At 71.9% G+C, this 18,124-nt stretch carries 17 protein-coding genes; 10 read left to right on the top strand and 7 right to left on the bottom strand.

The window, feature by feature from the left end; translation table 11 throughout:
- The first annotated feature begins 4 nt into the window (after positions 1-4).
- The 3 genes from leuD (at position 5) to ACIQMR_RS17220 (ending at position 1,731) form a co-directional block, all read left to right on the top strand.
- A complete protein-coding gene (leuD, locus tag ACIQMR_RS17230) occupies positions 5-598 on the top strand; it encodes a 3-isopropylmalate dehydratase small subunit (RefSeq protein WP_401387286.1) in 594 nt (197 codons plus the stop codon).
- A gap of 104 nt (positions 599-702) precedes the next feature.
- Positions 703-930, top strand: coding sequence for a hypothetical protein (locus tag ACIQMR_RS17225; protein WP_093653521.1), 228 nt, complete (start codon positions 703-705; stop codon positions 928-930).
- Between the two features lie 171 nt (positions 931-1,101).
- The gene (locus tag ACIQMR_RS17220) at positions 1,102-1,731 is read left to right on the top strand and encodes an HU family DNA-binding protein (RefSeq protein ID WP_266383743.1); all 630 of its coding nucleotides are present in this window, start codon (positions 1,102-1,104) and stop codon (positions 1,729-1,731) included.
- A 76-nt stretch (positions 1,732-1,807) separates the two neighbouring features.
- On the opposite strand, the gene ACIQMR_RS17215 is transcribed toward ACIQMR_RS17220, so the two are convergent.
- Together ACIQMR_RS17215 and cofC are read right to left on the bottom strand one after the other, a co-directional pair.
- Complete coding sequence (locus tag ACIQMR_RS17215; RefSeq protein WP_266384490.1) at positions 1,808-2,011, bottom strand: hypothetical protein; 204 nt, start codon at positions 2,009-2,011, stop codon at positions 1,808-1,810.
- A 74-nt stretch (positions 2,012-2,085) separates the two neighbouring features.
- Positions 2,086-2,727, bottom strand: a complete 642-nt coding sequence (cofC, locus tag ACIQMR_RS17210; protein ID WP_401387281.1) for a 2-phospho-L-lactate guanylyltransferase — start codon at positions 2,725-2,727, stop codon at positions 2,086-2,088.
- A gap of 147 nt (positions 2,728-2,874) precedes the next feature.
- Here cofC and ACIQMR_RS17205 point away from each other — a divergent pair, with 147 nt between their 5' ends.
- From ACIQMR_RS17205 to ACIQMR_RS17195, 3 genes are all read left to right on the top strand, one after another.
- The gene (locus ACIQMR_RS17205) at positions 2,875-3,627 is read left to right on the top strand and encodes a lysophospholipid acyltransferase family protein (protein ID WP_401387278.1); all 753 of its coding nucleotides are present in this window, start codon (positions 2,875-2,877) and stop codon (positions 3,625-3,627) included.
- Positions 3,624-4,661, top strand: coding sequence for an NAD(P)H-dependent glycerol-3-phosphate dehydrogenase (locus ACIQMR_RS17200; protein ID WP_401387275.1), 1,038 nt, complete (start codon positions 3,624-3,626; stop codon positions 4,659-4,661). The genes ACIQMR_RS17205 and ACIQMR_RS17200 overlap by 4 nt, the downstream gene beginning before the upstream one ends.
- 103 nt (positions 4,662-4,764) lie before the next feature.
- The gene (locus ACIQMR_RS17195; RefSeq protein WP_401387273.1) at positions 4,765-5,937 is read left to right on the top strand and encodes a D-alanine--D-alanine ligase family protein; all 1,173 of its coding nucleotides are present in this window, start codon (positions 4,765-4,767) and stop codon (positions 5,935-5,937) included.
- On the opposite strand, the gene ACIQMR_RS17190 is transcribed toward ACIQMR_RS17195, so the two are convergent.
- A complete protein-coding gene (locus ACIQMR_RS17190) occupies positions 5,934-6,434 on the bottom strand; it encodes a DUF3515 domain-containing protein (RefSeq protein WP_401387880.1) in 501 nt (166 codons plus the stop codon). The genes ACIQMR_RS17195 and ACIQMR_RS17190 overlap by 4 nt on opposite strands.
- Positions 6,435-6,457: 23 nt before the next feature.
- The gene (locus ACIQMR_RS17185; RefSeq protein ID WP_017947604.1) at positions 6,458-6,691 is read right to left on the bottom strand and encodes an Lrp/AsnC family transcriptional regulator; all 234 of its coding nucleotides are present in this window, start codon (positions 6,689-6,691) and stop codon (positions 6,458-6,460) included.
- Positions 6,692-6,933: 242 nt separating this feature from the next.
- Here ACIQMR_RS17185 and ACIQMR_RS17180 point away from each other — a divergent pair, with 242 nt between their 5' ends.
- Both ACIQMR_RS17180 and thiD read left to right on the top strand, forming a co-directional pair.
- The gene (locus tag ACIQMR_RS17180; RefSeq protein ID WP_266383753.1) at positions 6,934-7,896 is read left to right on the top strand and encodes a thiamine-phosphate kinase; all 963 of its coding nucleotides are present in this window, start codon (positions 6,934-6,936) and stop codon (positions 7,894-7,896) included.
- Positions 7,893-8,690, top strand: a complete 798-nt coding sequence (gene thiD, locus ACIQMR_RS17175; protein WP_401387270.1) for a bifunctional hydroxymethylpyrimidine kinase/phosphomethylpyrimidine kinase — start codon at positions 7,893-7,895, stop codon at positions 8,688-8,690. The genes ACIQMR_RS17180 and thiD overlap by 4 nt, the downstream gene beginning before the upstream one ends.
- Positions 8,691-8,822: 132 nt before the next feature.
- On the opposite strand, the gene rpmB is transcribed toward thiD, so the two are convergent.
- Positions 8,823-9,008, bottom strand: coding sequence for a 50S ribosomal protein L28 (gene rpmB / locus ACIQMR_RS17170; RefSeq protein ID WP_003957616.1), 186 nt, complete (start codon positions 9,006-9,008; stop codon positions 8,823-8,825).
- 266 nt (positions 9,009-9,274) lie between these two features.
- Here rpmB and ACIQMR_RS17165 point away from each other — a divergent pair, with 266 nt between their 5' ends.
- Positions 9,275-10,891, top strand: a complete 1,617-nt coding sequence (locus ACIQMR_RS17165) for a DAK2 domain-containing protein (protein ID WP_401387267.1) — start codon at positions 9,275-9,277, stop codon at positions 10,889-10,891.
- A gap of 112 nt (positions 10,892-11,003) precedes the next feature.
- Here the strand turns inward: ACIQMR_RS17165 and ACIQMR_RS17160 are convergent, their stop codons facing one another.
- Positions 11,004-13,976, bottom strand: a complete 2,973-nt coding sequence (locus ACIQMR_RS17160; RefSeq protein ID WP_401387264.1) for a tetratricopeptide repeat protein — start codon at positions 13,974-13,976, stop codon at positions 11,004-11,006.
- A complete protein-coding gene (locus tag ACIQMR_RS17155; protein WP_401387261.1) occupies positions 13,943-15,766 on the bottom strand; it encodes an HSP90 family protein in 1,824 nt (607 codons plus the stop codon). Before ACIQMR_RS17155 ends, ACIQMR_RS17160 begins: the two co-directional genes overlap by 34 nt.
- 171 nt (positions 15,767-15,937) lie before the next feature.
- Here ACIQMR_RS17155 and recG point away from each other — a divergent pair, with 171 nt between their 5' ends.
- The gene (recG, locus tag ACIQMR_RS17150) at positions 15,938-18,115 is read left to right on the top strand and encodes an ATP-dependent DNA helicase RecG (RefSeq protein WP_401387258.1); all 2,178 of its coding nucleotides are present in this window, start codon (positions 15,938-15,940) and stop codon (positions 18,113-18,115) included.
- Positions 18,116-18,124 lie beyond the last annotated feature (9 nt).

The following is an 18,124-nucleotide window of genomic DNA, read 5'->3' as shown; positions in this document are numbered from 1 at the left end:
CACCATGGAAGCTTTCACCACGCACACCGGCCGGGCCGTCCCGCTGCGCCGCAGCAACGTCGACACCGACCAGATCATCCCGGCCCACTGGCTGAAGAAGGTCACCCGCGACGGCTTCGAGGACGGGCTCTTCGAGGCCTGGCGCAGGAACGACGACTTCATTCTCAACCAGCCGGAGCGACAGGGCGCGACGGTCCTGGTCGCCGGCCCCGACTTCGGCACCGGCTCGTCCCGTGAGCACGCCGTCTGGGCGCTCCAGAACTACGGCTTCAAGGCCGTCGTCTCGAGCCGCTTCGCGGACATCTTCCGCGGCAACTCGCTCAAGAACGGCCTGCTGACCGTGGTCCTCCCGCAGGAGACCGTGGATCGGCTGTGGGAGGTGACCGAGGCCGACCCGAACGCCGAAATCACCGTCGACTTGGAGCGGCGCGAGGTCCGCGCGGCGGGCATCACGGCCGGTTTCGAGCTGGACGAGAACGCTCGATGGAGGCTGTTGAACGGACTCGACGACATCAGCCTCACCCTTCAGAACGAAGCGGACATCGCGGCGTACGAGGCGGCACGGCCGGCCTTCAAGCCCCGCACAATTGAGGTCTGAGCAGCGCTTTTCCCGTACTGCGCCCCCCACCGCCCGGTGGGGGGCGCAGTCGCTTGTTGAGACCCTGTGGGGCGACAACTCGCCCCAGATGGCACAATCGGTGCATGGAACGCGACAGCCAACTCGAGCTCTACGAGGCAGTCGCGGCCCGATTGAAGGAAGCGCACACAAGGGTGCGTGAACTGCAAGTCCCAGAGGGCGTAAGGATGGCGCTCTCGCGGAAGCTGCTGGCAGTGACGGCCGTGGCGAAGCACGATCTCGCAGACGCCGCAAGGCGCCTGGACCGGTTGATGAAGGACCTCGATGAAGGTCGTTTCCCCCAAGGTGACTGACCACCCGGCGACTGGGGCTATATGCGGCTCCGTCGCGTGGCCGTGACGGTCGACTTCGTTGCGGCACTAGGGTGATTAGCCCGTTTCGTGTTTGATTTGCGGTATATATCTGCCTAACGTGCGAAAAAGCTTGAACAGTTTCGTTCCGGCGATGTCTCCGAAGGGGAAGACGTGAACAAGGCGCAGCTCGTAGAAGCGATTGCCGACAAGATGGGCGGCCGACAGCAGGCCGCCGAGGCTGTCGACGCGGTACTCGACGCGATCGTCCGCGCGGTTGTCGGCGGCGACCGGGTTTCGGTCACCGGCTTCGGCTCGTTCGAGAAGGTGGACCGTCCGGCCCGCTACGCCCGCAACCCGCAGACGGGTGAGCGCGTCCGGGTCAAGAAGACCTCGGTGCCGCGGTTCCGCGCGGGCCAGGGCTTCAAGGACCTGGTCAGCGGCTCGAAGAAGCTCCCCAGGGGTGGCGAAGTGGCCGTCAAGAAGGCTCCCAAGGGCAGCCTCCAGGTCGGCACCGTCGCCAAGAAGGCCGCCGCGAAGAAGGCCACCGCCAAGAAGGCGGCGGTGAAGAAGACGACGGCCGCGAAGAAGACCACCGCGGCGAAGAAGGTCGCCGCGAAGAAGACCACGGCCAAGAAGGCCACCGCCAAGACCACGGCGGCCAAGAAGACCACTGCCAAGAAGACGACGGCTGCGGCCAAGAAGACCGCTCCCGCCAAGAAGGCGACGGCCAAGAAGGCGCCCGCGAAGAAGGCGACGGCGCGCAAGACCACCGCCAAGAAGACCACCGCGCGCAAGAAGTAAGCGGCGCGACACCTCAGGGCCACTCACGCGACGGGCCGGACTCCCTCCGGGGAGCCCGGCCCGCGGCGCGTCCGGGTCAGAGCGTCTGCAGCGTCACCAGCGTGATCCGCAGGGACTTGCCCTCGCCCTCGGTCTCGATGCGCACCCGCTGGCCGGGGCGCAGCAGCCGCAGCCCGCCGGCGTCGAACGCCGCGGTGCCGAAGTCCACCGGAGTCCCGTCGTCGAGCAGCACACTCCCGCTGCGGGTCTCTGAGTCGTACGTGTACGCGGTCGCCTGCATGCCCAGAGCGTATCCGGCGACGCCAACGGGCGTTCCGTCCAGGCCCCGGGCCCGCACGGGCCCGCCGCCGGTGCTCAGGACCCCCACGGCGCCGATGCCGTCGCGCACTGCGCGGCCGTCCGCGGGCCCACCCCCAGCGCGAGCGCGGCCCGCAGATCGTCCCCGGTGTCCACGTCACGGCGTACCGACTCCACGCCGTCCAATTCGATTTCCACGGCCCCGGAGACCAAATGCCGGCGCCGTGAGCGCCCGCCGAAAGCCGGACGCAATTCCGCCCCGGGCCGGGCCGACAGGAATGTCGTCCCAATTCCCGCGGTGTCCGCGAGGAAAGTCCGCGGAGATTTCCCGGCCGTGGCGAGCACCCGTTCCAATTCGGTGGTACGCAGTGCAGGCAGATCCGCGTTCAGCGCCGCCACCGCCGCGCCGGGACGCAGTGCGCGCACCGCTCGCGCACCGTGGGCCAGCGCCGCGTTGAGCCCCGCTCCCGGGGAGTCCGGCACGATGCGCGCGCCCAGCACGCCCAGCTCCGCCGCCGCCAGCGGATCGTCCGTGACGACGACCACATCCCCTACCGCGCCGCACGACAGCGCGGCGGCCACCGTGTCCTGCGCGAAGGCGAGCGCGAACTGTGGGCGCATCGCTCCGCCCGCGGCCTCCGACAGCCTGCTCTTGGCCAGCGCGAGGGGCTTCAGCGGTACGACCAGTGACCAGTGCACGGGCCCATTGTCACCTGCGGGCACCACGGCCCGGGGCTCCGGCGCGGGAGGCGGGGCGTACGGTGTTCTCGACAGACCAGGGGCCTGGGGCGACACTTGACCCCCAGCAGCCAGGCAGCAGCCAGGTCCAAAGAGGAAGGTGTCCGAGTGTCCCGCCGCAGAATCGGCTTCTGGTACCGCTTGGCGGCGGTCATCGCGAAACCGCCGTTGGTCGTTCTGTTCAAGCGGGACTGGCGAGGAATGGAGCACATTCCGGCCGACGGAGGATTCATCACGGCGGTGAATCACAACTCCTACCTGGACCCGCTGTCCTACGCGCACTACCAGTACAACACCGGACGCGTCCCGCGCTTTCTGGCGAAGGCCGCCCTTTTCAAGGTGTCGTTCGTCGGCATGATGCTGCGCGGCACCGGCCAGATCCCCGTCTACCGTGAGACGACGAACGCCCTCGACGCGTTCCGCGCCGCCGTCGACGCCATCGAGCGCGGCGAATGCGTGGCGTTCTACCCCGAGGGAACGCTGACCCGCGACCCCGAGATGTGGCCCATGGCCGGCAAGACCGGCGCCGCCCGCATCGCGCTGCTCACGAAGGCCCCGGTCATTCCCGTCGCCCAGTGGGGCGCCAACCTGGCGATGCCGCCGTACGCCAGGGAGAACAAGCTGCGGCTGTTCCCCCGCAAGACCCTGATCGTGCAGGCCGGACCGCCCGTGGACCTCACCCGGTTCCACGGTCAGGAGCCCACTCCCGAGGTACTGCGCGAGGTCACCGAGGTCATCATGGCCGCGATCACCGCGCAGCTGGAGGAGGTCCGGGGCGAGAAGGCGCCGGCCGAGCCCTTCGACCACCGTACGGCGAGGGCCGAGCAGCGGCGCAAGGCCGCCGGGGAGGGAACCAAGTGACTCGTTCCGTCAAGGCCGCCGTCTTCGGCACCGGCTCATGGGGCACGGCCTTCTCGATGATCCTCGCCGACGCGGGCTGCGAGGTGACCATGTGGGGCCGCCGCGCGGGGCTCGTCGACGCCATCAACAGCACTCGCACCAACCCCGACTATCTCCCCGGCGTCCAGCTCCCGGAAGCGGTACGGGCCACCACCGACCCCGCACAGGCCGCCCGCGACGCCGATTTCACCGTCCTCGTCGTGCCCTCCCAGACCCTCCGCGCCAACCTCACGGAATGGGCGCCGAAACTGGCCCCCGACACCGTGCTCGTCTCCCTGATGAAGGGCGTCGAACTCGGCACCGCCAAGCGGATGAGCGAGGTCATCGAGGAAGTGGTCGCCAAGGCGCCCGCCGGGGGCGCCCCCGACGACGTCAGGCGGAGGGTGGCCGTCCTCACCGGGCCCAACCTGGCCAAGGAGATCGCCGACCGCCAGCCCGCCGCCGCTGTCGTGGCCTGCGCCGACGAATCGGTCGCCCAGCGGCTCCAGTCCGCGTGCATGACCCCGTACTTCCGGGCCTACACCAACACCGACGTCGTCGGCTGCGAACTCGGCGGAGCGGTCAAGAACGTCATCGGCCTCGCCGTCGGCATCGCGGACGGCATGGGCCTCGGGGACAACTCCAAGGCCACCCTCATCACCCGCGGCCTCGCCGAGACGACCCGCCTGGGCCTCGCGATGGACGCCGACCCGATGACCTTCGCCGGCCTCGCCGGCCTCGGCGATCTCGTCGCGACCTGCTCTTCGCCGCTCTCCCGGAACCACACCTTCGGCACCAACCTCGGCCGCGGTATGACGCTCCAGGAGACCATCGCCGCCACCAAGCAGACCGCCGAGGGCGTCAAGTCCTGTGAGTCCGTACTGGATCTGGCCCGCAGGCACGGCGTCGACATGCCCATCACCGAGACGGTCGTGTCGATCGTCCACGAGGGCAAGCCGCCGGTCGTCGCGCTCAAGGAACTGATGTCGCGCAGCGCCAAGCCGGAGCGCCACTGACCCGCGCTACGCGTGGGGACGTACGCCGCCGGAGCACGCTCGTCCGTTTGACGGCCGCGCGCCCCTTCGACCCGATCGGGGCGCAGGGTACGCTCGTCGCGATATGAGCGAGAACCAGTCCCAGAGCACCGGCGTTGCCCCCACCAGTGGCGAGGCGCTCCGCAAGCCGCGCGTCGCGGTCGTCTTCGGCGGCCGCAGCTCCGAGCACGCGATCTCCGTCGTGACGGCCGGCGCCGTTCTGCGTGCCATCGACCGCAGCAAGTACGACGTCCTGCCCATCGGCATCACGACGGACGGCCGCTGGGCGCTGACGGCCGACGAGCCCGACCGGATGGCCATCGCCGACCGGCAGCTGCCCACCGTCGCCGACCTGGCGGAATCGGCCGAGGGCGGCGTGGTCCTCTCCGTCGACCCGGCCAACCGCGAGGTGGTCTACAGCGAGCCGGGCTCCGTGCCCAAGGCGCTCGGCGAGGTCGACGTCGTCTTCCCCATGCTGCACGGACCGTACGGCGAGGACGGCACCCTCCAGGGCCTGCTGGAGCTCTCAGGCGTCCCGTACGTCGGTTCGGGCGTCCTGGCCTCGGCCGTCGGCCAGGACAAGGAGTACATGAAGCGGGTCTTCATCTCCTTCGGCCTGCCCGTCGGTCCCTACGAGGTGATCCGGCCCCGTGAGTGGGTGCAGGATCCTTCCGCCGCACGCAAGAAGATCATCGACTTCGCCGGTGAGCACGGCTGGCCGCTCTTCGTGAAGCCCGCCCGCGCCGGGTCCTCGATCGGCATCACCAAGGTCGACGACCTCTCCGGACTGGACGAGGCCGTCGAGGAGGCCCAGCGCCACGACCCGAAGATCATCGTGGAGGCGCTGCTGCGCGGCCGCGAGATCGAATGCGGAGTGCTGGAGTTCGAGGACGGCCCGCGCGCCAGTCTGCCCGCGGAGATCCCGCCCGTCTCCGCCCACGACTTCTACGACTTCGAGGCCAAGTACATCGACTCGGCGACCGGACTCGTGCCCGCGCCGCTCACCGACGAGCAGACCGCCGAGGTGCGGCGGCTCGCGGTCGATGCCTTCGAGGCCGCGTCGTGCGAGGGACTCGTCCGCGCGGACTTCTTCCTCACCGAGGACGGCGAGTTCGTGATCAACGAGATCAACACCATGCCGGGCTTCACGCCCATCTCCATGTTCCCGCGCATGTGGCAGGAGACCGGCGTCGGCTACGCGGAGCTCGTCGACCGGCTGATCCAGGCGGCGCTGCGGCGCTCCACGGGTCTGCGCTAGGGCGTACCGGAGTCGCTCGGGGCGCTCGGTACCGTCTCGAAACGTGGCGGGACCGTCTTCGCGACCGGTCCCGCCAGGTCCGTCAGCGGCCCCACGTCGGTGAACTGCTTCGACAGCGTCACCTCGACATAGGTCTTGCGGTACGTGGTGGTGAACCGGGCGCCGTCGTCGAGTTCCTCGGCGAACCATTCGACGCCGTTCACCACCACCCCGTCCGCCTTCTCACTCAGCAGCCCCGCGGGGCGGGGAACGCCGCAGCGCAGTACGATCGCGGCGTCCCCCCACCCGGCGGTCAGCTCGGAACGCGGCTCGGGATCACGGCGGCTCGCACCGCCCACCGACTCCGGCAGCGCCTCGTGCAGCGCCTGGCACAGGGCCTTCTCCTCGGCGGGGGGAGCGGGAACCGTGATCGACGCGGGCGCGTCCGTGGAGGAGCAGCCCGCGGCAGCCAACAGCACAGCGGCGGCGGGCAGAGACAGAAGCCGGCGGTGAGACATCACCGGCCAAGCGTAGACGGGGGCTACAGGTGCACGACCGGACACGTCAGCGTACGCGTGATGCCGTCCACCTGCTGGACCTTGGCGACCACCATGCGGCCCAGCTCATCGACCGTGTCCGCCTGGGCACGCACGATCACGTCGTACGGCCCGGTCACGTCCTCGGCCTGGATCACCCCCGGGATCTTGGAGATGGTGTCGGCGACCGTCGACGCCTTGCCCACCTCGGTCTGAATAAGGATGTACGCCTGTACCACGGAACCTCCAGGGCGGCCACGAGGATCATGTGGGGAGAAGGGACGCCACGGTATCGCGTCGCCGCGGGCCGCGGGGAGACCTGCGCGCCCCGAGGCACTCGCAGCGTGGCGTACACGGCACAGAAGTTGACGGCCGACGGGGCCTACTCGACGGTACCTACAGCGGTGACGGCTCGCGACCGCACGAAGATCAGGTGGGCCGGGCCGTCCGGCGGCACCGCGGCGACGAAGGGCATGACGAGATGAAGGGCACTGTGGGCGAGCTGGGGGAGTTCGGGCTCATCAGGGAGCTCACCTCCAGGCTCACCTCCACCCCCGCCGTACGGCTCGGACCCGGCGACGACGCCGCGGTCGTGGCCGCACCCGACCGCAGGGTCGTGGCCAGCACCGACCTCCTGCTGGAGGGACGGCACTTCCGGCGCGACTGGTCGACCGCGTACGACGTGGGCCGCAAGTCGGCCGCGCAGAACCTCGCCGACATCGCGGCCATGGGCGCCGTGCCGACCGCGCTGCTGCTCGGTCTCGTCGTCCCCGCCGACCTCCCGGTCACCTGGGCCACCGAGCTGATGGACGGCATCCGCGACGAATGCCAGGTCGCGGGCGCGGCGGTGGTCGGCGGTGACGTCGTACGGGGCGACACCATCACCGTCGCGATCACCGCCCTCGGCGATCTGCGCAACCACGACCCGGTGACCAGGGCCGGCGCCCAGCCCGGCGATGTCGTCGCCTACACCGGCTGGTTGGGCTGGTCCGCCGCCGGGCACGCGGTCCTCTCCCGTGGCTTCCGCTCGCCCCGGGCCTTCGTCGAGGCCCACCGGCGCCCCGAACCGCCGTACCACGCGGGCCCGGCCGCCGCCGGACTCGGCGCCACCGCGATGACCGACGTCAGTGACGGGCTCGTCGCCGACCTCGGCCATATCGCCGAGGCGAGCAAGGTCCGCATAGACCTGCGCTCCGGACTCATCGACATCCCCTCGCAGATGAACGACATCGGCCAGGCCGTCGGGGTCGACCCGCTCCAGTGGGTGCTCTCCGGCGGTGAGGACCACGCCATCGTCGCGACCTTCCCCCAGGACGTGAAGCTGCCCGCCCGCTGGAAGGTGATCGGCGAGGTGCTCAACCCGTCGGCACTGCCGCAGGTGACCGTCGACGGAGCGCCCTGGACCAGCAAGGGCGGTTGGGACCACTTCGGGGAGGGCTCATGACCCGGCAGGCTCCGCCGCGGGTGCTGACCGTCGCCGGATCCGACTCCGGCGGCGGGGCCGGCATCCAGGCCGACCTCAAGACGATGCTCGCCCTCGGTGTCCACGGCATGAGCGTCATCACGGCCGTCACCGCGCAGAACTCGCTCGGGGTGCAGGGTGCCTGGGAACTTCCCGTCGAGGCGGTGCGCGCGCAGTACCGGAGCGTCGTCGACGACATCGGCGTCCAGGCGGTCAAGACGGGGATGCTCGCGTCGGCCGAACTCGTCGAGACCGTCGCGGAGCTGCTGTCCGGGACGGACGCGCCCGTCGTCGTCGACCCCGTCGGCGTCTCCAAGCACGGCGACTCGCTGCTCGCCGCCTCGGCGCTGGACTCCGTACGCAAGAGGCTGCTTCCCGTCGCGACCGTGGCGACCCCGAATCTCGACGAGGTCGCACAGCTGACGGGCGTACGGACGCAGTCCGAGAGCGATCTGCGGCGCGCGGCCGAGGCGGTCCTCGCGCTCGGGCCGCGCTGGGCGCTGATCAAGGGCGGGCATCTCGAAGGCGACGCCGTGGACCTGCTCACCGACGGCACCGAGATCCACTGGCTGCGTGCCCCCCGGCTCGACAACCGGCACACACACGGCACGGGCTGCACCCTCGCCTCGGCGATCGCGGCGGGGCTGGCGAAGGGGCTGAGCGTCCCGGAGGCCGCCTCGGCCGCGAAGGACTATGTCACCGGCGCGATCGCCGAGGGCTTCGCGCTGGGCGGCGGGATCGGACCGGTCGACCACGCCTGGGCCTGGCGCGCGTGACGGCAGCCGGGCCGTCATGACACCTGGCTCGTGACGGCGGCGGGACCGCGGGCACGGCAAAAAGCCGGTCCACCGAGGTGGACCGGCTTTTCAAGGCAACCGCAGGGGCTGCGCTACGACGAAACGTCGGCGTTAGCGCGAGACCTTGCCGGCCTTGATGCACGAGGTGCAGACGTTGAGCCGCTTCGGCGTCCGACCGACCACGGCACGCACGCGCTGGATGTTCGGGTTCCAGCGACGAGACGTACGGCGGTGCGAGTGCGAAATGTTGTTGCCGAAGCCCGGCCCCTTGCCGCAGACGTCGCAGTTGGCAGCCACGGGTCACTCCAAAGACTTCAGATGCACTTACGGTGAATTCCGGCGTGCCGGAATCAGTGATCTGAAGTGGCCTGCCGGGGGAATGGCCCGATTTTCATCGGGCAACCGGAGCAGCATACAACGGCTGCACCCGTAGAACGAAACTACCATGGCTTCCTCCGCCCCCGCCCCGGCTCCCGGCCCCTCTCGGGGCTACCCTGCGGTGCAGCCCAGCCTCCCCTCTGCGCGCCCTGGGGACGTGGAGGGACCCCCGAAGGAGGACCTAGTTGCCGCAGCCCCTCGATGCCCTGGCGGTCCGCACCTGGTGCTCACTCGCTCTGGAGGCGCTGGGCAGGGAGCGCGAGGAGATCGACGCGATCAATGTCTATCCGGTCGCGGACGGTGACACCGGCACCAACCTGTACCTGACCGTCGAGTCCGCGGCGCGGGCCGTGGAGGCGGTGTTCGCGGCCTACGAGACCGGCTCCGGCGCCCCGGGGCTCGCGGACGCGGTGCGGGCCATGGCGCACGGGGCGCTGATCGGGGCCCGCGGCAACTCGGGCACGATCCTGGCGCAGCTGCTGCGGGGCATGGCCGAGGTGCTCGGCGAGCGGGACGGCGGGGCGGCCGAAGCGCTGCGGCGGGCCGCGGAGTCCGCGCGCGAGGCGGTCGCGCATCCCGTGGAGGGCACCATCCTGAGCGTGGCGTCGGCGGCGGCGGAAGCCGCGCACGCCGCCGGCGCCGGGGACGACGCCACCGCGGTGACGGCCGCGTACGCACGTGCCTGCCGGGCGCTGGAAGAGACTCCCGGCCAGCTCGACGTGCTCGGCAGGGCCGGTGTCGTGGACGCGGGGGGCCAGGGGCTGCTGGCGGTGCTGGGCGCGTTGGTCGAGGCGGTGACGGGGGACGCGCCGGCCGCACGGCCCTCCTCGCGGCCCTCCCCACGGGGCTCCGCACGGGTCCATCCGGTCGTGTCCGCGGCCACCGAGCCGTGCGCCGACGGAGGCCCCGCCTTCGAGGTGATCTACCTCCTGGAGGCGGACGACGCCGCCGTGACGCGCCTCAGGTCCCGGCTCGACGGGCTGGGCGACTCACTCGTCGTGGTCGGCGGTGACGGACTGTGGAACGTCCATGTGCACGTCGACGACGCGGGCGCTGCGGTCGAGGCGGGCGTCGAGGCGGGCCGGCCGTACCGGATCCGGATCACGCACTTCGCCGCGGCCGAGCACACGGAGCCGAGGGAACGCGTCCAGCGGGCCGTCGTCGCGGTGGTGCCGGGGGAGGGACTCGCGGGCCTGTGCGCGGAGGCAGGTGCGACGACGGTGCTCGCACGGCCCGGGGAGCCGCCGGCCAGCGGTGAACTCGTCGAGGCGATCCGGCGGGCGCACGCCCGTGAGGTCGTGCTCCTGCCCAACGACTTCGACCTGCGGCACACCGCGGCCGCGGCCGCGGAACAGGCCAGGGACGAGGGTGTCCGCGTCGCGCTCATCCCCACCCGCTCGGCGGTCCAGGGCATCGCGGCGCTCGCCGTCCACGAACCGGACCGCCGTTTCGACGAGGACGTCGTCGCCATGACCTCGGCGGCGGGCGCGACACGCTACGGCGAACTGGCCGTCGCCGAGCGGCAGTCCTTCACCTCGGCGGGCGTGTGCCAGGCCGGGGACGTCCTGGGACTGATCGAGGGCGATGTGGCGGTCATCGGCGCGGACCTGGCGACCACGGCGGAAACGGTTCTGGACCGCATGCTCTCGGCCGGCGGCGAACTGGTCACCCTCGTGCTCCCGGACGGGGCGGCGGAGGGGCTGGCGGACCGCCTGGAGGCGCATGTGCGGTCGGGATACCTGGCGGTGGACACGGTGATCTACCACGGCGGCGGCGCGCCGCTGCTCATCGGCGTGGAGTGACGCGGGCACCGTGCAACGGGCCGCTCGCCTTCGGGACCCGTCCCGGTGGACCGGGCCGATGATCCGGCCCGGTCCCGGAGTCAGGGACGACCCAGGTCGTGTCTGACACGACCTAGCCGGAGACGTACTCCAGCAGCTGCTCCGCCTCCGCGCGGCGGGACTCCGCCGTCTCGTCCGACGCGGTCGCGTAGGCGGCCAGGACCGCCCGCGCCCGTGCCGTCGCCGACTCCGTCGCGCCGAGGTCCGCCTCCAGCCAGGCGGCCATCAGCTGCGCCCCCGTCCGTAGATCCGCGAAGTCCTCGCCCGCCTCCTCGAAGCAGGCGATCGCCTGCTCGACGTACGGCAGGGCCTCCGCGTACGTCTCCGAACCCTCGCCCTGGCCGGCGATCAGTTCGCCGGTCTGCCGGTGGGTGTCCGCGAGCTCCGCGCGCAGGCGCGCTCCGGACGCCGGATCGTCGGCCTGCGCGAGCGCCTGCTCGCACTCCTTCTCCGCCGCGGACATGAACGCCCGCGCCGCCTGAGGCCCCGCCTGCCCCTCGCGGACCGCGATCCACGCACGCACCCGCAGCGCGCGCACCACCGCGTGGACGTCGCCCAGCTCGCGCCAGAGCGTGCCGGCGCGCTCGTACACGCGGTCGGCCTCCTCGTTCAGCCCCGCGCGGTACAGCGCCTGGCCCGCGAGGTTCGCGAGCATCGCGTGGTCCCGCTGCTCGGGCCAGCCCCGGGCGATGTCGGCCGCCTTCAGCCAGTGCTCGGCGGCCTCGCGCGACTGCCCGAGCACTGTGAGCGCGTCACCGAGCCACCACAGGGTCTGGACGACCATCCCTTCGCCGTGGTCGTCGACGGTCAGATCCGGAAGGACGGCTTCCAGAATGGCCGCCGCCTCCTCCGTCCGCCCGGCGCGCAGCAGCCAGCCGCCCAGCTGGTGCCGGGCGTACGTGCCGAAGCCCGCGCTCTCGCCGGCCTCGTCGGCCCAGTGCGCGGCCTCCAGCGCATGCCCGGCGGCCTCCTCGAACCGGCCGCTCTCGCCCAGGACTTCGGCCAGCTGGAGGTGCAACCGGGTGTGCCCGAGCGTGTCCACGTACGAGGAACCGTGCTCCAGGGCCGCACGGGCCGCGCGCTCCGCCGTCTCCAGATCGCCGAGGTGGCGGGCCACCGGCACGAGACGGGCCTCCGGCTCGACCGCGTACCAGGGCAGCCCGGCCCGGTGGTAGAGCGCGGCCGAGGCCTCGTACCGCTCGGCGGCGGCCTCGGCGTCCCCGCGGTGCGCCGCGAGATCACCGAGGACGCTCTCCGCCTCCGCGACCCGGTCGGCCACCCGCGGGTCCTCGTGATGCGGCCCGGCGAAGGCCAGCAGTTCGGCCACCGCCCCTTCCAGCGCCTCGGCCCGCTCGTCGGCGTCGGCGTCGGCGTCGGCACCAGCGCCGGCATCGGCACCTGTGGCGTCTGCGTCATGGAGCCGCGCCAGATGGATCCGTACCCGGTTGAGCAGCGCCCCCGCGGCCTGACCGGCGCCGGTGGCGCCTTCGGCGTGCAGCGCCAGCACCCGCGCGCAAGGTTCCTCGACGGCGGCGAGGGCCTCGTCGGTACGGCCGTCGCGCGCGATCGCGTACGCGGCGCGGGCCAGCGCGGCCGCCGCTTCCCCTGGGTCGCCGAGGGCCTCGTACCGCTCCGCGGCGGAGCGGAACAGTCGCGCGGACTCCGCCGGCTCGGTGCTGCGGGACATCGCGCGGTGGTCGTCGATCTCGGCGAGCGACCGGTCGTCGAGCTCCGTGGCGTCCGCCGCCTCGGCGAGCGCCGCCCATGCGGCCCCGGCGTCCGGATGCCGCTGTCCGGTCAGCCGCCGCGCCTCAGCCAGCAGCTCCTCGGTACCGGCCGGGGCGGGCCGCACCGTGGACACCGGCGCGGACGCGGGCGCCGCCGACGACGGTTCGGCGGCGGTCAGCCGAACCGCCCGTACGCCCAGCGGAAGTCGCTCCAGCAACGGCCGCCGCGCCATCCGCTCCCGTACGAGCGTGCTCACCGACACCGTGCCGTTGCGCTCGTCGAAGCGTCCGGCGATCGCGAGGGCCTGCGCCCGCGCGTGCTCCGCGAGGGCGCCGGCCGTCCAGGACGTCCCCGCGGGCCCCGGCACGCCCTGGTCGCCGTGCCCGAGCGCCACGAGCCGGTCCATCAGCAGCGCGGTGACGGCGAGATGGTCCATGAGCGAGTCGGGGTCGCCGTCGTCCGTGAAGTAGGCGGGACGGTCGGCGAGGATCTCCAGCGCCCGCGCCTCGTTGCCGGTCAGCGTGCAGAACTCGACGTGGAGCGACACCGAGCCCCGCATGCTCTCCATGGGGCGCACCATGCGGTACCCGCGCAGGTGGTTGGCGCGCGCGTCGTCGGTCCGGCCGAGCCTGACCAGCGGCAGCAGCGAGGACGCCAGTACGGCGTGCGGCTCATGGGCACAGGTGTGCTCGCCCGCGAGGACCGGCTGCCAGATCTCCAGCGCGCGGGCGTCGTCGTCGAGCTCGGCCTGCCAGGAGCCCTGCCCGTGCAGCTCGCAGGCGTGGCAGTCGCTCATCCGGTCCCGGTCGGCGGCGAGCCACGCGGCGTACGCGCGCTGCGCCCGCTCCCGGTCGCCCAGATGCCGGGCGACCCGGAACTCACCCTGCCGCACGGCCCGTTCGGAGTGACCGGCCAGCCGGTAGCGGTGCTCCATCTCGCCGAGCCACTTCTCGATCGAGGCGAGCGGGATGTGCGGCTGGTCGAGCATGCCGCTCGACACCCACTTGAACACCCAGTGCAGGGAGTGGGTCTCGAAGTCGTCGAAATCCCCGGGCTGTTCGTCCCACATCCGCAGCAACCGCGCGAACGGGACGAACATCTTGGCCTTCTCGGAGCTGTAGTTGTAGACCTGCAGCTGGTGCCCGAGGGCCTCGATGACGGCCAGCGGCTCACCGAGCTGCTCGGCCTCGGCGAGCAACCGCTCCGCGCGTGCGTTGCGGGCGGGGCCCTCGGGCTGGGCGAAGTTGTCCCGCATCGCCTCGCGCAGGGCCTGGAACGTGAGGGTCAACGGTCCTCCTCCTGGTCGTGGGTGGCCCATTCGAGCAGGCCGATGAACGCACGGTTGAGCAGGGCCGAGTCGGCGGGACGCAGCGGGCGCTGCGCCATCAGCAGGGCCTGCCCGTAGAGCGACTCGACGGCCGTGCCCGTGAGCTGCGGGTCGAGGGCGCTGATCCTGCGGATCAGCGGGTTGAGGTGGTTGAGGACGAGGCGGGCCCGCGGCGCGCTGCCGCGCAGCGAGCCGAGAATGCCCGCCCACAGGTCGTCCGCCTGCTCCTCCGCGTCCGCGCGGGCCTGCTCATGGCGGGCCGCCCGGTCGTCGAGGTGCAGTGCGGGCACGGTCACGGGGTGGAACGAACGCAGGGACACATCGCAGCCGAGGGGATCCAGCGTGGCACGCGCCACTGACAGAAAGCCCGCGAGGGCCAGTTCGTCGGCCGGGTCGACCGCGTCGAGGTGGGCGGTGACGGTGTCGGCGTCGAGTTCGGCGACCACGGTTCCGGGGCGGACCGAGGGAAGCCGCTCGACCAGTTCGGAGTCATAGGTGTAGCCGCCGTTGATCACGCCGATGCCCTGCGCGGACGCGATCGGCGCGACCTGCCGGTACTCCTCGACGCTGCGGGTGAAGTGCACCACCGGATGCCGCTGGGCGAACTCCTCCAGGGACAGCCGGCCGTCGGTCGTCTCGAACGGCAGCCATGGAAGCATCGTGCGGAACATGCCGTCGTCGTGCCGGGCCAGCGACTTCACGCCCAGGTGGTGGACGGAGAGGAACTGCGCGAGCCGCTGGGGATCGCCCGCCGCGAGCCCCGTCAGCCAGTCGCGCACACGGGCGCCGAGAGCGTCCCGTACGCCCGCGAGCGTCTCGTCCGCGTACAGCGACTCGCGCGACGCGGTCGGCCGCAGGCTGTCGGTGTCCAGGACACAGCGTACGAAGAAGGCCCAGTCGGGCAGGAGTTCGTCGGCCCGGTCGGTCAGCAGCATGCCCTTGAGGTGCACACGGTGGCCCGCGCGCTGCGCCGGACTCACCGCGGAGGGCAGCACGTACGCGACACCGCGGACGCCCACGAGCGGCAGGTCCAGCTCGATCGAGTCGAGCGGGGTGAAGCCGAACAGCTCGTGGCAGTGGCCCGCGAGGGCCACCCGGCGCGCCGCCGGACTCGGATGGCGGCGGTCCCAGGGCGCCGGCAGATCGGTGACCGGCTCCTCGCCCACGCGCACGTCGTACGGGAGCAGCGAGCCGAAGTCCCGGGCCAGCGCCCGGACCCGGTCCTGCGCGAGCCAGTCACCACTGCCGGGGCGGGCCGTGAGGTACACGGTCGTGCCGGGCTCGCTGCGGGCATCGTCCGGGAGCGTGCGCACGGTGTACGAGCCGTCGTCGCGCGCCGCCCACTCCACGGGCGGCGCGTCCGGCGTCCGCGCGGACCGGCTGACGACCCGGATCTCCGCGGCGACGACGAAACAGGCGAGCAGGCCGATGCCGAACTGGCCGAGGAACTCGGCCCGCGCGGACTCCAGCCCGCCGTCCCGCTTGGAACTGCGTCCGATGGTGGCGAGCAGGCTGTGCACGTCCTGTTCGGTCAGCCCGATGCCGCTGTCCTCGACCCGCAGCCGGCCGTCCTCGGCGTACAGCCGCACCCGGGCGGGCGCGTCCGGCTGCTCGGCCCGGCGTGCGGTGATCGCGTCCACGGCGTTCTGCAGCAGCTCGCGCAGATAGACCTTGGGACTGGAGTAGAGATGGTGGGAGAGGAGATCCACCAGGCCGCGCAGATCGACCTGGAAGGTGTGCGGAGTGGGCACGGTGGACTGTGGTGTGGTCTCAGAAGTCATCGTCGCTGCGCCGGGTGGGGGGACGAGCGGCGGCGCGGGTAGGGCGATCCCGGTCGACGGTGATCGCGGCTTTGGAAGGCGGGGGAGACCGCGCCATCCTAGGGGGCACGGCACCGACGTGACCAGGGGATATCCGGCGGTGCGCGACGGTTGTCGGTGCGGTGGTGTGCAATGGACCGCGTGTTGGACGAACCGCTGAAGACGACTCTCGGCCCCGCGACCGCGAAGGTCATGGCCGAGCACCTCGACCTGCACACCGTCGGAGACCTGCTCCACCACTATCCGCGCCGGTACGAGGAGCGCGGCCAGCTGACCAGGCTCGACGAGCTGCCGCTCGACGAGGACGTGACCGTCGTCGCGCAGGTCGCGGACGCGCGCGTGCTCAAGTTCAACGGCGGACGCGGTCAGCGGCTGGAGATCACCATCACCGACGGCAGCGGACGGCTGCAGCTGGTGTTCTTCGGCCGTGGCATCCACAAACCGCACAAGGACCTGCTCCCCGGCAGCCGCGCGATGTTCGCCGGCAAGGTCTCCGTGTTCAACCGCAAGCTGCAGCTGGCCCATCCCACGTACGAGCGGCTGGACGCCGACAGCGGCGACGGCGTGGTCAGTGCCTTCGCCGGCCGGCTCATCCCGATCTATCCGGCCTGCAAGGGCCTGGAGTCCTGGAAGATCGCCAAGGCCGTCGACGCGGTCCTCCCGCAGGCCGGGGAGGCCCTCGACCCGCTGCCGCCCGCGCTGCGTGAAGGCCGTGGCTTCGTCCCCCTCCCCGAGGCCCTGCTCAAGATCCACAGGCCGCAGACCAAGGCCGACATCGAGGACGCCAGGCAGCGACTGAAGTGGGACGAGGCCTTCGTCCTCCAAGTCGCCCTCGCCCGGCGGCGCCACGCGGACGCACAACTCCCCGCGGTCGCCCGCAGACCGGTCCCCGACGGGCTGCTCGACGCCTTCGACGCACGGCTGCCCTTCACCCTCACCGAGGGCCAGCAGAAGGTGTCCGCGGAGATCTTCGGCGACCTGGCCACGGAGCATCCGATGCACCGGCTGCTCCAGGGCGAGGTCGGCAGTGGCAAGACCATGGTCGCCCTGCGGGCCATGCTCGCCGTGGTGGACGCGGGCGGCCAGGCGGCGATGCTCGCGCCGACCGAGGTCCTCGCCCAGCAGCACCACCGGTCGATCACCGAGATGATGGGCGATCTCGCCGAGGGCGGCATGCTCGGCGGCGCCGAGCGGGCGACCAAGGTCGTGCTCCTCACCGGCTCGATGGGCGCCGCCGCCCGCCGTCAGGCGCTGCTCGACCTGGTCACCGGCGAGGCCGGGATCGTCATCGGCACGCACGCCCTGATCGAGGACAAGGTGCAGTTCCACGATCTGGGGCTGGTCGTGGTCGACGAACAGCACCGCTTCGGCGTGGAGCAGCGCGACGCGTTGCGCGGCAAGGGCAAGCAGCCGCCCCATCTGCTGGTCATGACCGCCACGCCCATTCCCCGTACGGTCGCGATGACGGTCTTCGGCGATCTGGAGACCTCCGTGCTGGACCAACTGCCCGCCGGGCGCTCCCCGATCGCCACGCATGTGGTCCCGGCCGCGGACAAGCCGCACTTCCTGGCGCGGGCGTGGGAGCGGGTGCGCGAGGAGGTGGAGGGCGGGCACCAGGCGTATGCGGTGTGCCCGCGGATCGGCGACGACCAGGACGAGCAGCGGAAGAAGTCGGCGGAGGACGAGGCCGAGAAGCGGCCGCCGCTGGCCGTGCTGGACGTGGCGGGGCAGCTGACGGCGGGCCCCCTGAAGGGGCTGCGGGTGGAGGTGCTGCACGGCCGCATGGCCCCCGACGACAAGGACGACGTCATGCGCCGCTTCGCCGCGGGCGAGGTGGACGTGCTGGTCGCCACCACCGTCATCGAGGTCGGGGTGAACGTGCCGAACGCGACCGCGATGGTGATCATGGACGCCGACCGCTTCGGCGTATCGCAGCTGCACCAGCTGCGCGGCCGCGTCGGCCGGGGCTCCGCCCCCGGACTGTGCCTGCTCGTCACGGAGATGCCGGAGGCGAGCCCGGCCCGCGCCCGGCTCGGTGCGGTCGCCGCCACGCTGGACGGCTTCGAGCTCTCCCGTATCGACCTCGAACAGCGCCGTGAGGGCGATGTGCTGGGCCAGGCCCAGTCCGGAGTGCGTTCCTCGCTCCGGGTCCTCGCGGTCATCGAGGACGAGGAGGTCATCGCCGCGGCCCGCGAGGAGGCGGTGTCCGTCGTCACCGCCGACCCGGAGCTGGAGCATCTGCCGGAGCTGCGCACGGCGCTGGACGCGCTGCTGGACAAGGACCGCGAGCAGTACCTCGACAAGGGCTGACGCCGGGGG

Origin of the sequence: Streptomyces sp. NPDC091376 (assembly GCF_044757085.1) — a bacterium.
Lineage (GTDB): Bacteria > Actinomycetota > Actinomycetes > Streptomycetales > Streptomycetaceae > Streptomyces > Streptomyces pratisoli.
Note: the sequence above shows the minus strand (reverse complement) of the source record. Positions and strands in the feature narration are given on the sequence as shown.